Origin of the sequence: uncultured Campylobacter sp. (assembly GCF_938039205.1) — a bacterium.
In the GTDB taxonomy this organism is placed as follows: Bacteria; Campylobacterota; Campylobacteria; order Campylobacterales; family Campylobacteraceae; genus Campylobacter_A.
Genome location: NZ_CALHVM010000058.1, coordinates 129,772 through 144,938, shown reverse-complemented (window position 1 = coordinate 144,938; position 15,167 = coordinate 129,772). Strand labels below are relative to the sequence as shown.

The window sequence follows — 15,167 nt, the reverse complement described above, 5'->3', positions numbered from 1 at the left end:
GAATTACTGGCATTTTTACTCCTTTATGAAATTATTTTATAAACTTTATCCCAAGCCGCATCAATAGCTTTTATATTTGCCGACGCCTGCTCGAGCAACTTAATCACTTCGTCTTTGTTTGGTGTCTTACCCTGCTCAATCTGAATAAGATAGTTATCTAAAGCTTCAGCCGTAGCAGTAAGACCTAGAACTTCACTTTGCGCCTTATTGTCATCGATTTCAGATAATTTTTCAAGCACTGTGCCCGCAAGGACTGCACCTGCTTTAGCCTTTGGAAAAAATACGCTTAAAACGGGCGATAAAGCCCCAAGTATATTATTAGCCGCCTCGCTTGTCTTAGCGATTACCTCTTTAACACTTCTTGACATCTTTTAATCTCCTTTTAATCAAATAAATTTAAACTTTGCTGTTTGACGGCAAAAAGATAAACCCTGCCGCGCCTTAATTCAAAATCCCTATCATTACAAAACTTTTTTAAATTTAACTGCTTGCAATCCTCCTCATATTCCTTAAATATTTGCGAGCCAAGCCAATTTTTAGGCGTGGCTTTTAAATTTTGCGTCTGATAAATAATTTTTGCTTTTTGCTCAAAATACTCACGCTTAATTTGATAATGTGCTAAATCAATACAAAACTTATTATTGTGTTTTAAATATTCGTCGAGAATTTGCTCTAAAATATTCATCTTTTAATCCTCAAATCTTTGTGCCTGTAGTATTTTCAGAGCATCTTTAATAGGCTTTTTATACTCCTCGCTACGTATCTCTTTTAAAGCGATAATAAACTCATCTAACCCGAAATACATTGAACTAGTAAGCGGATTATCAATATAAACCCCACAATCACTTATAACCTTTTCATTTTTGTTAAAATTACCCGCTAGCTTACTTAAGCCATATTCATGTAAATTTAGCCCTTGCTTGTCTAAATCTTTTTTAACTTCATCAAGCACAATCAGAAAGTTATGATAATCGTAACCTAAATTTGTATAAACGGCAGAAACAAACGCCTTTAAAGCCTTTTTAGCTTGTTTTAAATCTTTTGACTTTATAAAATCGTGCTTTGATAGCTTAGTGAAACGATTTTCATCCCAACCAGCTAAGAAATCCCAAAACTTTAAACGTTTTTCATCTTGCTCACAACGCTGATAAATTTTGCGCATACTATCTGTCTGTATATTACTACCCGAAATACGGGAACGCTCGTCATCAGTTAAATCATACCATTTACAAATATTTAAGCCCGTAGCCCAAAAACGACCAACATTATTTATTAAATATTCAACTTCATCTTTTACATCAAGCGGCATTAATTTACGAATACGCAAACGCCCAAATTCTGCTTCGTGTCTAAAAACGCACATATCACGGTTAAAATCAAAGCCGTTTAATTCCCACTTAGTAAAAACAAGAGTTGAGATATTTTTTTGCTCTATCTGCTTTATCTTGTCATAAACGCGAAACATATCAGGATTTTTTCCGAAACTCATACCCTCAAATCTATAAAATTGATAAAAATTATTTATCCCTACATCAACCAAAGAAATATTACTTAAACCGTTATCATCCTCACTTACTATAACGCTATCATCGCCCGTTTCTTTTATAGTGGCTTGTGAGAAATGGCTAATTTTTTTAAGCGACCTAAAATTAAAAAAATCAACGGGAGTATATTTTATCCCTGCGACATCTGAACAGACATCAACACGCAAAATCTTAATTTCAAATTTGCCGTCAAAAATATCATTCAAAAACTTTTTAACTTGCTCAATACAAACAATAAAGCCGTATTTGAGTAAATATATAGACCTAAACTGTAATTTTATGTGATATAAGCTATTTGCCTCGAAATCCGTATCAGAAACCGAAAAAAATACATCATCATTTTTTACAAATCCAAAATAAGAACCGCCTAAACCTTTGCTACTTACAAAAAAATCGCCGTAATCTAAACCCAAATCGGTTTTATAAAACTTTTCGCCGAATGTATTTACACTTTGCGCCGCTTCTTTAGCGGTTTTTACTATTGATACAAAACGCTTAAATTTTGTAAGAAATACGGCTTCATCAGTGCAATTTATGCCAAATACTAGCGTATCGATACCCTGATGAACGATTTTCGGAGCTGATATTACTTGCATTAATTCGCCTCGCTGTTAAATAATTCTACGAATAATTTGTTAAATTTCGACGCGTTACCGTCATCTATTAAAAAACTATCAGCCAAAAAAATCAAATGTAGATTATAAATATTTATATGGGCGATATCGATTAAATAGCTCATATCGTCCGCATATAAAGAAACAGTAAAAATAAAAAACTGTTTATTAGTAGTAATATCAACCTCGACGCCAAATGTATCACGAACAGATTTTATAAAATAGCTTGCAAATTTTGAAAAATAGCTAAGCTTTTCTAAAAAGGTTTTAGTATCGTCTAAGAATATTTGAGAATAAGTCATTTTATAAAATCCTTTGTTTTTGTTTGAGGGCTTTAACTTAGCTTTGACCCACCCTTACCACCTGAGAGGCGGGGCGCAGGCTAAGCCAAACGCCCTAAAATTCAAGCTTTCGAGCTTTCAAGCTGTAGCATTGCCGTGACAAAGAGGTCTACGGCAGGGACAAATTTGTCAAATACGATAACGGGTGTAGTATTATAAGCGTCAGCATATAACCTAAACTCTACCTTACCGCTAGCGATATATATCTCGTCCTCGTCTAGCTCGTGGAACTGGGCTTGCGTTATACGCGTCGTATGCTCGCCGCCGCTATTCATCGCAACATAAGTTAAGTGGTAGCTATTATCCCACCTTTCAGGCTCACCAAAATCGTTTATAATATCGTTGCCGTCTTTATCTTTTTTGATTTTGCCCTCTACCTCTTTTAACTTTTTGACCCTAATTTTTTGCTCGAATAGGTCTTTTGATTGATTTAGCGCACGGTAAATTTCTTTTGCGTGCTGCTCTTGCTCTGGTGTGTATAGTGGTGATGTAGTTTTTGCCATTGTTAATCCTTTTTTGTTTTATTTTCGTGTAGTCTGAATTCAGTATCTGAAAAACCTTTTTGAATATATAGCACCGGTCTATTATTGTTAAACCCTGCTATAAATGCCAATTCGTTATTCTCGTAATCAATGCGAGCTACTTCGGCGAACTTGTCGCCGTAAAACTGCTTTGAGTGCGGGGAACGAACTTCAAGTTTTAGCATCTTGGTTTACTCCTTTATTTTCAAATTTTGATTTATTTCGTTAATTTTATTTTCTAGCAAATAGCGGTCTTGTATTATCCTTGATACTGTGCTTTCATCTATACCGCTATCTTTGATAATATCCTTACGGGATATTTTTTTATACTTACTGGCAAGTAAGTTATAAGCACTTAATAAAAATTTAGCTTGTGCGAGTGTGATATAAACTTTCATTGATATAACTTTCGTTTAGTGGGAACAAAGATTTTAAATAACGCACAATCGCACACATAACAGCGACAAGCGCAACTTTTTTCTTTTTACCTTTGCTTACTAAAGTTTCGTATCTTTGCTTAAATTTAGAGTTAAATCTAGCGCAAGAGATAGCATTAAGGAACAATATACGCCTTATTGCGGAACTACCGCGTTTGTTTATTTTAGGTGACTTATGCACGCTTGAACCGCTTTCGTATATGCGAGGGCTTAAGCCAAGAAATGAAATAAACTGCTTTTCAGATTTGGCGCGGTTAAAGTGGAGTTGAGGGAACAAATTTAAAGCTAGGTCAATACCGAAGCCCTTATTCTCTTTGATAATTTGCTCGCAGTTTGGAACAAATGATTTTAAAATTTCAAATGCTATAAGTTTTATTTTTTCTTGTGTTTTTTGGACTTGAACCGTGAGAGATTTTATTATTTCTGATAGCTCCGTATCTGCTACGAAGTCTTGAGATTTTTTAAAATTCTTTAACTGAGTTTGGATTTTAGCCAAGAGAAGTATAGTAGAATTGTAGCTTTTGATTAAGCCATACTCACGATTATAAACGCTAGGGTTTAAATCGGCTTTAAAAATTTTACAATATAGAGCCAAGCCGTAAGCGTCTGTTATATCTGATTTTTGAAAAGTTAGATGTTTTAAAAAGTGTGAAATTTTAGCAGGGTTTAGCGCGCTGTGCTTTATACTTAAATCAGTTAAAGCAGACTGAAGCGGCACGTGATAGTTATTTGTGTGCTCAAAAACGATAAATATATCATCTTTGATAAATGGTTTAAAATAAGCTTTGATTGTATCCGTATCGTTAGGGAGCGATACAAATTTAGGCTTTGCATTTTCAACGGAAGTTAAAAAGCAAAAATCTATTTTTTCTCTTGAAACGTCAGCACCGACAAAGAAAACTTTTTTCATCTGATACCCCTTAAATTTTAAAATGTTTGGCTTTTAATTCTTTCTTGTATTCAGTGTTAAACACTAAGATTTTTAAACGAATTATATTAAGCCCGTGAAGCCCAAAAATCTTAAAAGCAGGGTTAAACCCCTAATTCAGACACGTGGAACTTCACGGAAAACATTTTAACGAAGTCTTAACGGATTAGGTTAAAAACTTGAGTGGTATCATACAAGTTTCAGACCCCCTTAGTAGATAGAGTATCATTTACCCGCATTCTCTTTTCATTAACCATTTTTACCACACTTTCCTTAAACCTCACGCGGGGTCTAGCGAGCGAGTGAAACAAGCGAGCGGCAAAGTAAAATATCATACCCTTAAAAATTATGGTAGAATTGATTAAAAATATCGGTTTAGGGATTTTCGCAAACGGCGCTTACGCTTTGCAATTTGTTAAAGCGGATTTTAGCGCAGTTTTTGCAGTTGTCGAGGGGCTAGCCCTCTTAAGCTTTGCAATATACGGACAAAGGGGTAAATAATGAACGGTGGCGAGATTTTTATGCACGTTTTTGCGTGGGCTTTAATCTTAGCGTTAGTATTCTTTGGCGATAAAATAGCCGCGTGGGATAAAAAGCACTTAGGCAAATAAGGCAGGAAATAAAAGGGGACAAAAATGAATTTCATCATTACGCTAGCTACCATCACGTTAGCTTATGCGCTATACGAAGCTTACAAGACCTACAAGCACAATCACAGCGCGAAAAACTAGACACACGCCCCGCACATCTCACGCGGGGCAATATCTCAACACGCCGAGAGCTACTCACAATACAAGCGAAACAATACACAACAACAACATACCAGCGCACGCCAGAGGGCAGGCACACACCCCATAGCCTAAAACACACAATAGATGATTGTCAGAAGTAAGTATTCTTTTAGATTATGGCATTATCATAATATTTTATTTTTGATAGATTAAATTTCTTAGGGTCCTTTACTAAATAGCGAGCTAGTGGGGGTCGGCGTAGCCGCATTTTCTTTACTACCGTCAGGATTTTAAAATTTTTGCAGACTTTGAAATGTTTTGCGACTAGTCGCAATTTTAGCCTAAGTCTGTAAAGTAGTCAAACCGTAGGGGCAGGTCAAATCTATACAACTGAGTAGCTAAAACATCGGCCGGGTGCATTTCATTTTTTGCGCGTCGTATTTTTTGGAAAAGTACTAAGGCAAAATAAAACCATAAACCGCGCCAAAGACAGTATTAAACAGCATTAACGAAACATAAAAATTTAACAGTAAAATCCCGCGTTTAACATAGCCAGGCGGTAAAAATTAACAGCCCCAAAATGAGCACTTAGCCAAAGCTAAAATATCGTCGCTATCAGCGCAGGCTCAAAATAGATCCGATGAAATGAGCGCAAAAATGAACAGCCATAAGCGAAGCAAAGCGCGACAATATCAGGTCCAAGACGATACGACAGAAACAAAATGAACGCTTTATTTTACCGTAAGCTAATGGCGGTACAATAGTGGTGAATTTTAAAACAAAGGCTAGGATATGCAAACTCTAACCATACGAGCAGACGAAACGCTGATAAGCCAAATAGTGGCAATAAGTAAAGCGTTGGCGGATACGACTAATCAGAAGCTGATTATCGACGAGGATTATCCGATCTACGACGACGGTAAGACAATGGAGCAAAGGATAGCCGATTACAAAGCTGACGTTGAAGCTATCAGGCGCGGCGAGCTTGAAACCTATCCGTTAGAGACGTTAAAAGCTGAGATGGAAAAATGGTAATTAGACGCACGGCACGCTTTAACCGCGAGCTAAAGGCAGTGTTTGACTTTATCGCAAAGAATAGCCCAAACAGAGCGCGCGATTTTAGAGACAAGCTGATTGCAAAACTACAAACGATAAGCGACAGCCCTTTTATGTGCCGCAAGTCCGCAAGCTTTGACGATGAGCGCGTTAGAGACCTTATTTTTAAAAGCTACGTGATACCTTACGCGATAGAGGATGACGCTATTTATGTTTTAGGCATTTACGGCGCGAATAAGTGGCAAGCGTGAAACGAATAAAAACGGCTTTTGTTTCACATTTTAACCTTAATTAAGTTTCGAGCTAAAAAAGCCGTGAAACATACCCTATTCTTAAGAAAATTTAGCCGTTTAAGCGTTTGAAACTTAAAAACGACAAATGCTTAAATTGCAAAGTGCCTATTTTAGGGCACACCTGCGTTTTTGTATTGAAAACTAAACTTTTCATTACCGATTTTTTACCGCCGCTTAGCTTAAACTTTTTTTAGCAGCCTCGTAAAAGTGCCATAAATGTGTTTTTAAGTGTGTAAAAATTGGCTTTATTTTCTAGAGAAGTGCGCTAAATACGATACTTAAAGCAAGATTTCGAACAACCTCGCTTCCACCAAGTATCATTTTCACAAGATTTCAAAAGCTTTCAAAGTACGAGCTTAAAATCATTTTGCCTTATCATAAATTTATGTGCACTTTATAGAAAAGAAGTATATTTTACCACCTAAAGCAAAAATAATTAAATACAACTAAGTCTTACAGTCAAATAGATACAATTTATAAATTTATACCGGGGAAGTCAAAGCGGGCAAAAACCAAGCATAAAAAATTGTAATCAAATTTAAAATTAAGTAAAATTTGACTTTTTCGTATATCCGCATATTTTGGAAAATTTAACAAAGTAAGTATCATCAAATTTGAATAAATTTAATCCAATTCAAAGGGCAAATTCGACGATAAAATTTGAGAAGAGGTAAAGTAAAATTTAAAGTTAAATTTAAAAGGGGTCTTACGACCCCCTGGCTACTTTATTACAGCCATCTTTCTGCGCATATATGCGATCCTGCTTTGAAGCGGAAGGTGTTTAGGGCAGTTATCCTCGCAGCCTAGCAAAGTCATACAGCCAAACACGCCGTCATCATCGCCGATAAGCTCGTAAAAGTCCTCGTCGGTTCGTTTATCAAGCGCGTCGATTTTAAATCTAGCCACGCGGTTAAGTCCGACCGCACCGATGAAATCAGGCCTCATGATAGCCGTACCGCACGCAGCTACACAGATACCGCATTCGATGCAGCGATCAAGCTCAAATACTTCCTGCGCCACTTCAGGCTCAACCTTTTCCTCAAGCTTAGAGATATCGGTCTCGTGGTCGGTGTGTATCCAGCTCTCCACGCGCTTACTCATCGCGTTCATCCAGTTACCCGTGTCTACGCTTAGGTCTTTTAGTAGTTTAAATACCGGCAAAGGCATAAGCTCGATCACGCCGTTTGGATAGTCTTTGGTTAGCGTACGGCAAGCAAGCTTTGGCGTACCGTTAACTAGCATACCGCAGCTGCCGCAGATACCCGCGCGGCAAACGAAGTCAAAGCTAAGATCCGGGTCAAATTTCTCACGAATTTGATTTAACGCTATAAAGAGCGTCATACCGTCGGTTTCCTCTAGCTCGTAGGTCGCGAAATGCGGCTTTGAAATTTTGCTTAGCGGATTATATTTAAATGCTTTTATGGTGATTTTTCTACTCATATCCTATTCCTGCTCTTTCGTTTGGTGCTTTATATTTAGGCTGAAGATCATAGTGCATTAGCGCTTCTTGGATCTCATATCTGCCTTTGCCTTCGGCTTCCATTTTGGCGCGGATCTCATCGACCTGCGCTTGGCGTACGGCGCTGTCGGGGTGCTCGATGATGTTACCCTTAGCTCCGTATCCGCGGAATGCCGGCGGAATTTCCATTTTCATGATGTCAAGCGGCTCATACACGATGGTCGGTAGCGTATCGCCCTCTTTCCAGCTAGTTAGAGTTCTGTTTAGCCAGTTTAGGTCGTCGCGTTTCGGATAGTCCTCGCGGCAGTGCGCTCCGCGGCTCTCGGTGCGATCAAGCGCGCCTTTTGCGATACAAAGGGCCAGTTTTAGCATCTTTGGTACGCGGTAGGCTTCTTCAAGCTCAGGGTTGCCAAATAGCGCCTTGTTTGTAACTTTGACGTCCAAAGATTGTTTATAAAGTTCTTCTAGCTCTTTTACCGCTACGGCTAGACCTTCGCCGGTTCTAAAGATCGCCACGTGCTCCCACATGATGTCTTTCATCTTGTTTTTGATCTCAAATACGTTAAATTTGCCCTCTTTTTCAACCAGGCTCTTTAGATAATCTTCCTCTTTTTTAACGAATTTTTCGATATCGTTGGTGTTTATTTCGATCTCGTGCTTACCGCAGTAGTCGGCAAAATAATCACCCACGATCATGCCCGCGACGACAGTTTCCGAAACGGAGTTGCCGCCTAGACGGTTAAATCCGTGCATATCCCAGCACGCAGCTTCGCCAGCACTAAATAGACCCGCTAGCGTCGGGCTCTCGCCTGTAGGCTTAGTTTTTATGCCACCCATAGAGTAGTGCTGCATAGGTAGGATCGGCGCCCAGCCCTTACCGCGCTGTCGTCCGTTCTCGTCGGTATATACTTCGGTATCGGCAGGATCAATGCCGTTAAAGATTTCGCAAATTTCTTGAACGTCGCGTAAGTTTTTCTCGATATGCTCGCGTCCTAGGATCGAGATATCTAGCCAAACGTGATAGCCATAAGGGCTAGGTACGCCTTTACCTGCGCGGATATGCTCCATGATGCGGCGACTTACGACGTCGCGGCTAGCTAGTTCTTTTTTCTCAGGCTCATAATCAGGCATAAATCGATATCCGTCCACGTCGCGTAAAATTCCGCCGTCGCCGCGGCAGCCTTCTGTTAAGAGAATGCCTGATGGAACGATCGGAGTCGGGTGAAACTGCACCGCTTCCATATTTCCTAGTTGCGCAACTCCCGTCTCAAGAGCGATAGCTGCACCGATACCTTCGCAAACTACGGCGTTTGTAGTGTGTTTATAAACCCTGCCGTAGCCGCCCGTAGCGATTAGCGTACCCTTTGCGACGTATGCCGTGATCTCGCCGTTAACTAGATCGCGAACGATCGCGCCGTAACAGCGGTTGTTTGCGTGGATTAGCGCGATAGCTTCTTTTCTGTCATGAATTTCGACGTTATGTTTTAGAGCTTCGTTTGCTACGGCAAAAAGCATAGTGTGACCGGTAGCGTCTGCCGTAAAGCATGTTCTCCATTTTTTAGTTCCGCCAAAGTCGCGAGAGTGGATAAGTCCGTGGACCTCTTCTTTTTCTACGATAGTCGTTTTTTGGGCGTTGATGATAGCGCTTCTCTCGCCTTTTGTTATACGAGTCCAAGGCACGCCCCAAGCCGCTAGCTCGCGGATCGCCTTAGGCGCGGTTTGACAAAACATACGCGCGACTTGCTGATCGCAGCCCCAGTCGCTACCTTTTACCGTGTCGGCAAAGTGTACGTCCTCGTTGTCGCCTTCGCTCATTTTTGAATTTCCCAAAGAGGCTTGCATACCGCCTTGCGCAGCCGCAGAGTGCGAACGCTTAACCGGAATTAGGCTTAAAACTACCGTACTTAGCCCCTTTTCTCCAGCGGCAACGGCAGCGCGTAGTCCTGCTAGACCGCCTCCAATAACTAATGCATCATAATATTTTACGTTCATTTTTTAAAGCTCCTTTTCCTAAAGACTGATCCACACGAAATCGGCGATCAGCGCGATGACCGCGAGCACTCCAAAAACCGCAAATATCGCAGTTTTGGCTTTATTTCTTTTTGCGAACATCTCTTGTTTGTTTACTCCGTCGATACTTACCCATTTTACGTATAGGCGGTACATTCCCACGCTAGCGTGAACGACCATAAATAAAAGTAAAGCGAAGTAGAAAATTTCTAGTTGATGAAATGCGGCCGCTGATTTATCGGCAGTAATGTGTCCGCCGAAGATTATATCGACTAGGTGCGCGCTAGCTGCGAAAAATAGAGCAAAACCGGTCAAAAACTGAAACCACCAAAGCGTAGTGTCAAGGTGCTTCATGCGGTCTTTATGACCTCTAAACATGATGTATTGTCTGTAGTTTGCAGGGAATTTTCTCATCGCCAAAAATGCGTGAGCGATAAAAACGACGAATATTATCGCAGCGATAACGTTAGTAATCCACCACGTAGCCTCGCCGAATAAAAATTTAGCCTCCGCAAAACCTACAACGGCGTTAAATGCGCCCTTGCCGAATAAAATGGTAGAGGTAAATACCATGTGACACAAAATAAAACAGGCCAAAATCAGTCCCGTTATACTTTGCCATCTGTCCCAAACGGCAGGAGTACGACTTTTTTTCGTATCCGCTTGCCTACCTAAGAAGCCCTCGATTAGCCCACTCATGAGCCCTCCTATAAAATTGAGATAAGTTATCATAACTTAAAAAAAAATTAAATTACGATACTATAAAAACGGCATAATAGTATCGTAAATTACTTTAAAAACCTTTTAAAACTTTGTATATTTTTTATTTAAGATAATATAAAGGAAAATGCCGCATGCAAACATTAAAAAAGATAGTATTTGCCCCATAGATAAATTTAAAAATACAAAGCCGATACCGAAATCAGGCTCTCTAAAGAACTCGCAAACAAATCTGGCAAAGGTATAAAGTATGGCATAAAGAGCAATGAGTTCGCCGTCAAATTTTTTAAATTTTCTATAAACAAAAAGGATGGCAAAAACCGCAAGCCCTTCTAAAACCGCTTCGTAAATTTGCGACGGATGACGCATCTGCCCCGCGACGTTGATCGCCCATGAGACATCCGTGATACGACCGAACAGCTCTTGGTTTAAAAAATTTCCGATACGACCGAAAAAATATCCAAGCGGGATACTAAGTGCGACGAGATCCAAAAGCTGCCACAAATTTTGCTTAAATTTACGGCAAAAGGCCCACGTCGCTATCAAAAACCCGACCACAGCGCCGTGATAGCTCATGCCGCGAATGCCTACAAATTCACCGTTGTGAAAGGGGTTAAAAATCTGCCAAGGATGAGTGAGATAATAAGCGGTATTTGGATCATAAATGACGATGTAGCCGAGCCTCGCGCCCAGTATCACGCCGATTTCCACCCAAAAGAAATAATTATCAAGCAGCGAATTTGAGATTTGCATATTATCGCGCTTGACGATAAATTTAGCCACGCCAAGCGCCACGAGCAGTGCCAGGACGTACATTATCCCGTACCAGTGCACCTTGATGCCAAACAGCTCAAACGCGACCGGATCGAAATTTATATAAAAGTCGTTCCACCAACTCATCTAGGTACGACTTTGACTTTTAGCGTATTTTCGATGCCGCTCGCAAAATCCTCGAAAAGATAGCCCATCGCGCGGTAAAATTTACTTTTTGCTTCGTTTTGCAGGACCGGAGCTAGCTTTTTGGCGTAAGGAAGCAGATAGGAGCTTAGCAAAACGCCCAAAATTTCCTTTGTTTGCTCGTCTTGTTTTAGCTCGACGGCAGAGGAGAAAAATGAAAGCTCGTTTGTTACGCTATCAAGCGCGCTGACGTTTAAATTCGGGCTAAATTTGCACTTTTTATAAAAGCCCTCGAGCCGTGCCTTGTCGCCTTCAAAAAAGAACTCCGCGTTAAAATATTTTTTCAAATTTGCGAAGTCTTTCGCGATCTCTTCGATGCTCTCGCCTTTTATCGACTCCTCGTATAGCGCGCGTCCTTTGGCGTTTGCTTCGCTATCGTTTGTTATTATCCATTTCGGATTTTTATTTAGCTCACTAAAAAGCTTCGCGCTCGGCGGTAGAGCGAAATTTAGCGCAAATATCCTTGCGATCACGGCGTAAAATTTACCTAAATTCATCATTTTCCTTTGTGTTTTTTGCGGGATTTTACAAAATTTAGGCTAAATTTTAGATTTGCTTAAATCGTAATCTGATCGAATTTAACACGACAGTAACCGAGCTAAAGCACATCGCCGCAGCCCCGTAAACAGGCGTGAGCATGAGTCCTAACGGTGCCAAAACCCCTGCTGCAACTGGGATACAAACGGCGTTATAAACAAACGCCCAAAACAAATTTTGTTTTATCGTTTTCATCGTCTCGTTGGCTAAATTTATCGTAGATACCGCGCTTTTTAGATCGTTTTTTACTAGCACTACGTCGCCGGCCTCTTTTGCGATATCCGCGCCGCTACTCATCGCGATGCCGGCATTTGCTTGTTTTAGCGGTGCGGCGTCGTTGATACCGTCGCCGACAAATAGCACCGCACCCTCTTCTTGCAGACGTTTTATCGTTTCAAATTTTTCATTAGGCAGCATGCCGGCAAAGACCTTCTCTACGCCTAGCTTGCCCGCCACGTTTTTGGCGGTAAAGGCGTTATCCCCGGTTAGCATTACGGTCGTTACGCCGGCGTTTTTGAGGCTTTGGATAGCCTGCGCGGCGTCGTCTTTTACCCTGTCGCTAAGCGCTATAAATCCAACGTAAATTTTATCCACGGCGGCTAGCACTACGCCGTTTCCTTCGTTTTGCGCTTTGGCGATTTGCTCTTTAGCCTGCGCATTTATCTCCACGCCAAGCTCGCTTAAAAAGGCCTCGTTGCCCGCTATTACGCTGCCGTCCTCGCTCTTTACGCCGCGCCCCGCGATATTTTCAAAGCCCTTTTCGTCGCCTAAAATTTTAAGCCCTAGCTCGTTTGCGTATCTAACGATCGCAGCAGATATCGGATGCGAGCTTTTAGCCTCTAGCGCGGCGATTTTGGCTAAATTTTCATCGTTTATATCGGTAAAATTTACTGAAATTTCGCCCTTGGTTAGCGTTCCGGTTTTGTCAAATACCGCGTATCTCACGCCGCCAAGAACCTCTAAAACCTCGGGATTTTTGATCAGGATTCCGTTTTTAGCTCCCAGAGATAGCGAGGAGACGATGGCTATCGGAGTAGCTAATCCCAGCGCGCAAGGACATGAGATAATGAGCACGCAAACCGCGCTTAGCACGCCTTGTAGCGCATTTCCCGTAACCGCAAACCACGCGCAAAACGTAACGACGGCGATAGCTATCACGCTAGGCACGAAGATATTTGCCACGCGGTCGGCAAAGCGGCTGATAGGCATCTTTTTGCTCGACGCGTCGCTTAAAAGCTCTAAAATTTGCGACAAAAGCGTCTGTCCGGCAAACTTTGTAACCTTTACGTTGATGTAGCCGTTTAAATTTATAGTTCCGGCATTAACCTCGTCGCCTTGTTTTTTATAGACGGGCAGGCTCTCGCCCGTTAGCATCGAGGTATCGATCTCCGCGCCGCCGTTTATCACGACCCCGTCGCAAGGCACCGCGTAGCCGCTCTTTACGACCGCGATGTCGCCTATTTTTAGGCTCGCGGCATCGACTTCCAGCGCGCTACCGTCTTTTTGTAGTACGAGAGCGGTCTTTGGCGACATATCCATGAGCGATTTTATATAATCGCCCGCGCGAGCTTTTGAGCGCTCTTCTAAAAATTTACCAAGCAGCACGAAAGCCGTTATCATGGCTGCACCCGAGACGTAGAGGTGGCGCATATTTTCAGGTAGGCGATCGCCCGCGATAAAAACGCCCAGCGAATACGCAAACGCCGTGCTTGTTCCCAGCGCTACGAGCACGTTCATATCGAAGTTTTTATTTTTTAGCGCGCCGTAAGCATGGATAAAAAAGTCCCGCCCGCACGTAGCTATCGTGATAAAGGCAAGCGCCAGCATGATGGCTGATTTTGCCGCGCTTGGTTGCTCGCTCATCTCAAGCGCCATGATCACCGCGCTAAAGGCTGCAGCGGCTAGGAAATTTCGGCGTAAATTTAAGATATGTTTCTCGCGTTTGGCTTCAAATTCCGCCAAATCCTTTGCCACGCCGTAGCCTAGTTTTTTTATTTTTTCCTCTATCACGGCTTGCACTTCGGCGTTTTCGACGATAAATTCACCCGAGCCGTTTGCGAAGCTAACCTTCGCGTCTAGTACGCCCGCGATCTTTTTCGTCACGCGCTCGATGGCGTTTGAGCAGTTTACGCAGGTCATGCCTGCGATGTTTAGTTTGATATTTTGCATCAAATTTTCTCTATGACGCTAAATCCCAAATCATCCAGCTCCTCTTTAAATTTCGCCTCGTCCTTGCCTTCTAAATTTACGCTCACGGTCTTTGGCTCGGCGCTCATATCTACTTTTATCTCGCCGTATTCGCCCTCAAGAGCGTTTTTTATGGTGTTTGCGCAGTTTTCGCAGTGGATATTAGCAACCTTAAATTTAGTCATTCTATCTCCTTTGTCATATGATAGTATTTGTGAGAATTTATGATCATTTCACAGTCGGCTTTAAAGCCCAAACGCTCGTAAAAAGCCATAGTTTTTGGCTTTTTTTCATCGACGATGAGGGCTACTTTTTTGATATTTCGTTTCGGTGCGAGGGTAAAGATAAATTTGATCAGCTCTTTTGCGATGCCTCGTCCGCGAAATCTCTCGTCCACGACTAGGCTGTCGATATACAGCTCGTCCGCAAAGCACTCCGTCTGCGGAAATTCGGTTGAGCCTAGTGTCCGCAAGTGCGTCCTAATGGGCTCATCTAACGCGTCGATCTCGCCTCCGTCGTAAGCGCAAATCACCCCCGCGATCTCGCCGTCAAATTTGAAAACAAAAACGTTGTTGTAGCTTAGGCGGTTTATCTCGCTTCTAAAAAATTTATGCAAAATTTCATCGCTCTTGGCGGGATCGCTCACGCCGCTAAGCGTAAAAGCGATGTCCTCCATGGCTAAATTTAACAGCTCTATGCAGCGCGCGGCGTCGACTTTTTGGGCATTTAAAATCATATTCGGATTATAGGACTTAAAGCTAAATTTTTTGCTAATACGCTCAAAACCTCGCGTTTTTAAAAAAATGCAAAATTTTTTTAGATATAATTGGGC

At 41.6% G+C, this 15,167-nt stretch carries 18 protein-coding genes; 2 read left to right on the top strand and 16 right to left on the bottom strand.

Going from position 1 to position 15,167, the window contains the following annotated elements; genetic code table 11:
- Nucleotides 1-23 precede the first annotated feature (23 nt).
- The 8 genes from Q0394_RS09735 to Q0394_RS09700 all read right to left on the bottom strand — a co-directional run bounded on the left by Q0394_RS09735 (nt 24) and on the right by Q0394_RS09700 (nt 4,367).
- The gene (locus tag Q0394_RS09735; RefSeq protein WP_298947260.1) at nt 24-368 is read right to left on the bottom strand and encodes a hypothetical protein; all 345 of its coding nucleotides are present in this window, start codon (nt 366-368) and stop codon (nt 24-26) included.
- 14 nt (nt 369-382) lie between these two features.
- On the bottom strand, nt 383-685 hold the full coding sequence (locus tag Q0394_RS09730) for a hypothetical protein (RefSeq protein ID WP_298947258.1): 303 nt from the start codon (nt 683-685) through the stop codon (nt 383-385).
- 3 nt (nt 686-688) lie between these two features.
- Nucleotides 689-2,140: a hypothetical protein gene (locus Q0394_RS09725; protein ID WP_298947255.1), complete on the bottom strand. Its 1,452-nt coding sequence runs from the start codon at nt 2,138-2,140 to the stop codon at nt 689-691.
- Nucleotides 2,140-2,460 carry a hypothetical protein gene (locus tag Q0394_RS09720; RefSeq protein ID WP_298947253.1) on the bottom strand — a complete coding sequence of 107 codons (321 nt, stop codon included), beginning with the start codon at nt 2,458-2,460 and terminating at the stop codon, nt 2,140-2,142. The genes Q0394_RS09725 and Q0394_RS09720 overlap by 1 nt, the downstream gene beginning before the upstream one ends.
- A 101-nt stretch (nt 2,461-2,561) precedes the next feature.
- Complete coding sequence (locus tag Q0394_RS09715; RefSeq protein ID WP_298947251.1) at nt 2,562-3,002, bottom strand: hypothetical protein; 441 nt, start codon at nt 3,000-3,002, stop codon at nt 2,562-2,564.
- Nucleotides 3,003-3,004: 2 nt separating this feature from the next.
- Nucleotides 3,005-3,205: a hypothetical protein gene (locus tag Q0394_RS09710; RefSeq protein WP_298947249.1), complete on the bottom strand. Its 201-nt coding sequence runs from the start codon at nt 3,203-3,205 to the stop codon at nt 3,005-3,007.
- Between the two features lie 6 nt (nt 3,206-3,211).
- The gene (locus Q0394_RS09705; protein ID WP_298947248.1) at nt 3,212-3,418 is read right to left on the bottom strand and encodes a hypothetical protein; all 207 of its coding nucleotides are present in this window, start codon (nt 3,416-3,418) and stop codon (nt 3,212-3,214) included.
- Entirely contained in the window at nt 3,387-4,367 is a 981-nt protein-coding gene (locus tag Q0394_RS09700; protein ID WP_298947246.1) for a transposase, read from the bottom strand. The genes Q0394_RS09705 and Q0394_RS09700 overlap by 32 nt, the downstream gene beginning before the upstream one ends.
- Nucleotides 4,368-5,908: 1,541 nt before the next feature.
- Between Q0394_RS09700 and Q0394_RS09695 the strand changes: the two genes are divergently transcribed.
- Both Q0394_RS09695 and Q0394_RS09690 read left to right on the top strand, forming a co-directional pair.
- Nucleotides 5,909-6,151 carry a hypothetical protein gene (locus tag Q0394_RS09695; protein WP_298947244.1) on the top strand — a complete coding sequence of 81 codons (243 nt, stop codon included), beginning with the start codon at nt 5,909-5,911 and terminating at the stop codon, nt 6,149-6,151.
- Entirely contained in the window at nt 6,145-6,423 is a 279-nt protein-coding gene (locus Q0394_RS09690) for a type II toxin-antitoxin system RelE/ParE family toxin (protein WP_298947242.1), read from the top strand. The genes Q0394_RS09695 and Q0394_RS09690 overlap by 7 nt, the downstream gene beginning before the upstream one ends.
- 762 nt (nt 6,424-7,185) lie before the next feature.
- Here Q0394_RS09690 and Q0394_RS09685 read toward each other — a convergent pair.
- From Q0394_RS09685 to Q0394_RS09650, 8 genes are all read right to left on the bottom strand, one after another.
- Nucleotides 7,186-7,905, bottom strand: coding sequence for a fumarate reductase iron-sulfur subunit (locus Q0394_RS09685; protein ID WP_002953066.1), 720 nt, complete (start codon nt 7,903-7,905; stop codon nt 7,186-7,188).
- Nucleotides 7,898-9,916, bottom strand: coding sequence for a fumarate reductase flavoprotein subunit (locus Q0394_RS09680; protein ID WP_107710047.1), 2,019 nt, complete (start codon nt 9,914-9,916; stop codon nt 7,898-7,900). Before Q0394_RS09680 ends, Q0394_RS09685 begins: the two co-directional genes overlap by 8 nt.
- A gap of 18 nt (nt 9,917-9,934) precedes the next feature.
- A complete protein-coding gene (locus Q0394_RS09675) occupies nt 9,935-10,633 on the bottom strand; it encodes a fumarate reductase cytochrome b subunit (RefSeq protein WP_298947240.1) in 699 nt (232 codons plus the stop codon).
- 105 nt (nt 10,634-10,738) lie between these two features.
- Nucleotides 10,739-11,554 carry a prolipoprotein diacylglyceryl transferase gene (gene lgt, locus Q0394_RS09670; protein WP_298085449.1) on the bottom strand — a complete coding sequence of 272 codons (816 nt, stop codon included), beginning with the start codon at nt 11,552-11,554 and terminating at the stop codon, nt 10,739-10,741.
- The gene (locus Q0394_RS09665) at nt 11,551-12,108 is read right to left on the bottom strand and encodes a hypothetical protein (protein WP_298947238.1); all 558 of its coding nucleotides are present in this window, start codon (nt 12,106-12,108) and stop codon (nt 11,551-11,553) included. The genes lgt and Q0394_RS09665 overlap by 4 nt, the downstream gene beginning before the upstream one ends.
- Nucleotides 12,109-12,157: 49 nt before the next feature.
- The gene (locus Q0394_RS09660; RefSeq protein ID WP_298947236.1) at nt 12,158-14,317 is read right to left on the bottom strand and encodes a cation-translocating P-type ATPase; all 2,160 of its coding nucleotides are present in this window, start codon (nt 14,315-14,317) and stop codon (nt 12,158-12,160) included.
- A complete protein-coding gene (locus Q0394_RS09655; protein WP_298947234.1) occupies nt 14,317-14,520 on the bottom strand; it encodes a heavy-metal-associated domain-containing protein in 204 nt (67 codons plus the stop codon). Before Q0394_RS09655 ends, Q0394_RS09660 begins: the two co-directional genes overlap by 1 nt.
- On the bottom strand, nt 14,517-15,071 hold the full coding sequence (locus Q0394_RS09650) for a GNAT family N-acetyltransferase (protein WP_298947232.1): 555 nt from the start codon (nt 15,069-15,071) through the stop codon (nt 14,517-14,519). The genes Q0394_RS09655 and Q0394_RS09650 overlap by 4 nt, the downstream gene beginning before the upstream one ends.
- Between the last annotated feature and the right edge of the window lie 96 nt (nt 15,072-15,167).

Excerpts from the sequence above, each read along its gene's own strand:
- Q0394_RS09735 (WP_298947260.1), bottom strand. The coding sequence starts at position 368 with ATGTCAAGAAGTGTTAAAGAGGTAATCGCTAAGACAAGCGAGGCGGCT.
- Q0394_RS09730 (WP_298947258.1), bottom strand. The coding sequence starts at position 685 with ATGAATATTTTAGAGCAAATTCTCGACGAATATTTAAAACACAATAAT.
- Q0394_RS09725 (WP_298947255.1), bottom strand. The coding sequence starts at position 2,140 with ATGCAAGTAATATCAGCTCCGAAAATCGTTCATCAGGGTATCGATACG.
- Q0394_RS09720 (WP_298947253.1), bottom strand. The coding sequence starts at position 2,460 with ATGACTTATTCTCAAATATTCTTAGACGATACTAAAACCTTTTTAGAA.
- Q0394_RS09715 (WP_298947251.1), bottom strand. The coding sequence starts at position 3,002 with ATGGCAAAAACTACATCACCACTATACACACCAGAGCAAGAGCAGCAC.
- Q0394_RS09710 (WP_298947249.1), bottom strand. The coding sequence starts at position 3,205 with ATGCTAAAACTTGAAGTTCGTTCCCCGCACTCAAAGCAGTTTTACGGC.
- Q0394_RS09705 (WP_298947248.1), bottom strand. The coding sequence starts at position 3,418 with ATGAAAGTTTATATCACACTCGCACAAGCTAAATTTTTATTAAGTGCT.
- Q0394_RS09700 (WP_298947246.1), bottom strand. The coding sequence starts at position 4,367 with ATGAAAAAAGTTTTCTTTGTCGGTGCTGACGTTTCAAGAGAAAAAATA.
- Q0394_RS09695 (WP_298947244.1), top strand. The coding sequence starts at position 5,909 with ATGCAAACTCTAACCATACGAGCAGACGAAACGCTGATAAGCCAAATA.
- Q0394_RS09690 (WP_298947242.1), top strand. The coding sequence starts at position 6,145 with ATGGTAATTAGACGCACGGCACGCTTTAACCGCGAGCTAAAGGCAGTG.
- Q0394_RS09685 (WP_002953066.1), bottom strand. The coding sequence starts at position 7,905 with ATGAGTAGAAAAATCACCATAAAAGCATTTAAATATAATCCGCTAAGC.
- Q0394_RS09680 (WP_107710047.1), bottom strand. The coding sequence starts at position 9,916 with ATGAACGTAAAATATTATGATGCATTAGTTATTGGAGGCGGTCTAGCA.
- Q0394_RS09675 (WP_298947240.1), bottom strand. The coding sequence starts at position 10,633 with ATGAGTGGGCTAATCGAGGGCTTCTTAGGTAGGCAAGCGGATACGAAA.
- lgt (WP_298085449.1), bottom strand. The coding sequence starts at position 11,554 with ATGAGTTGGTGGAACGACTTTTATATAAATTTCGATCCGGTCGCGTTT.
- Q0394_RS09665 (WP_298947238.1), bottom strand. The coding sequence starts at position 12,108 with ATGAATTTAGGTAAATTTTACGCCGTGATCGCAAGGATATTTGCGCTA.
- Q0394_RS09660 (WP_298947236.1), bottom strand. The coding sequence starts at position 14,317 with ATGCAAAATATCAAACTAAACATCGCAGGCATGACCTGCGTAAACTGC.
- Q0394_RS09655 (WP_298947234.1), bottom strand. The coding sequence starts at position 14,520 with ATGACTAAATTTAAGGTTGCTAATATCCACTGCGAAAACTGCGCAAAC.
- Q0394_RS09650 (WP_298947232.1), bottom strand. The coding sequence starts at position 15,071 with ATGATTTTAAATGCCCAAAAAGTCGACGCCGCGCGCTGCATAGAGCTG.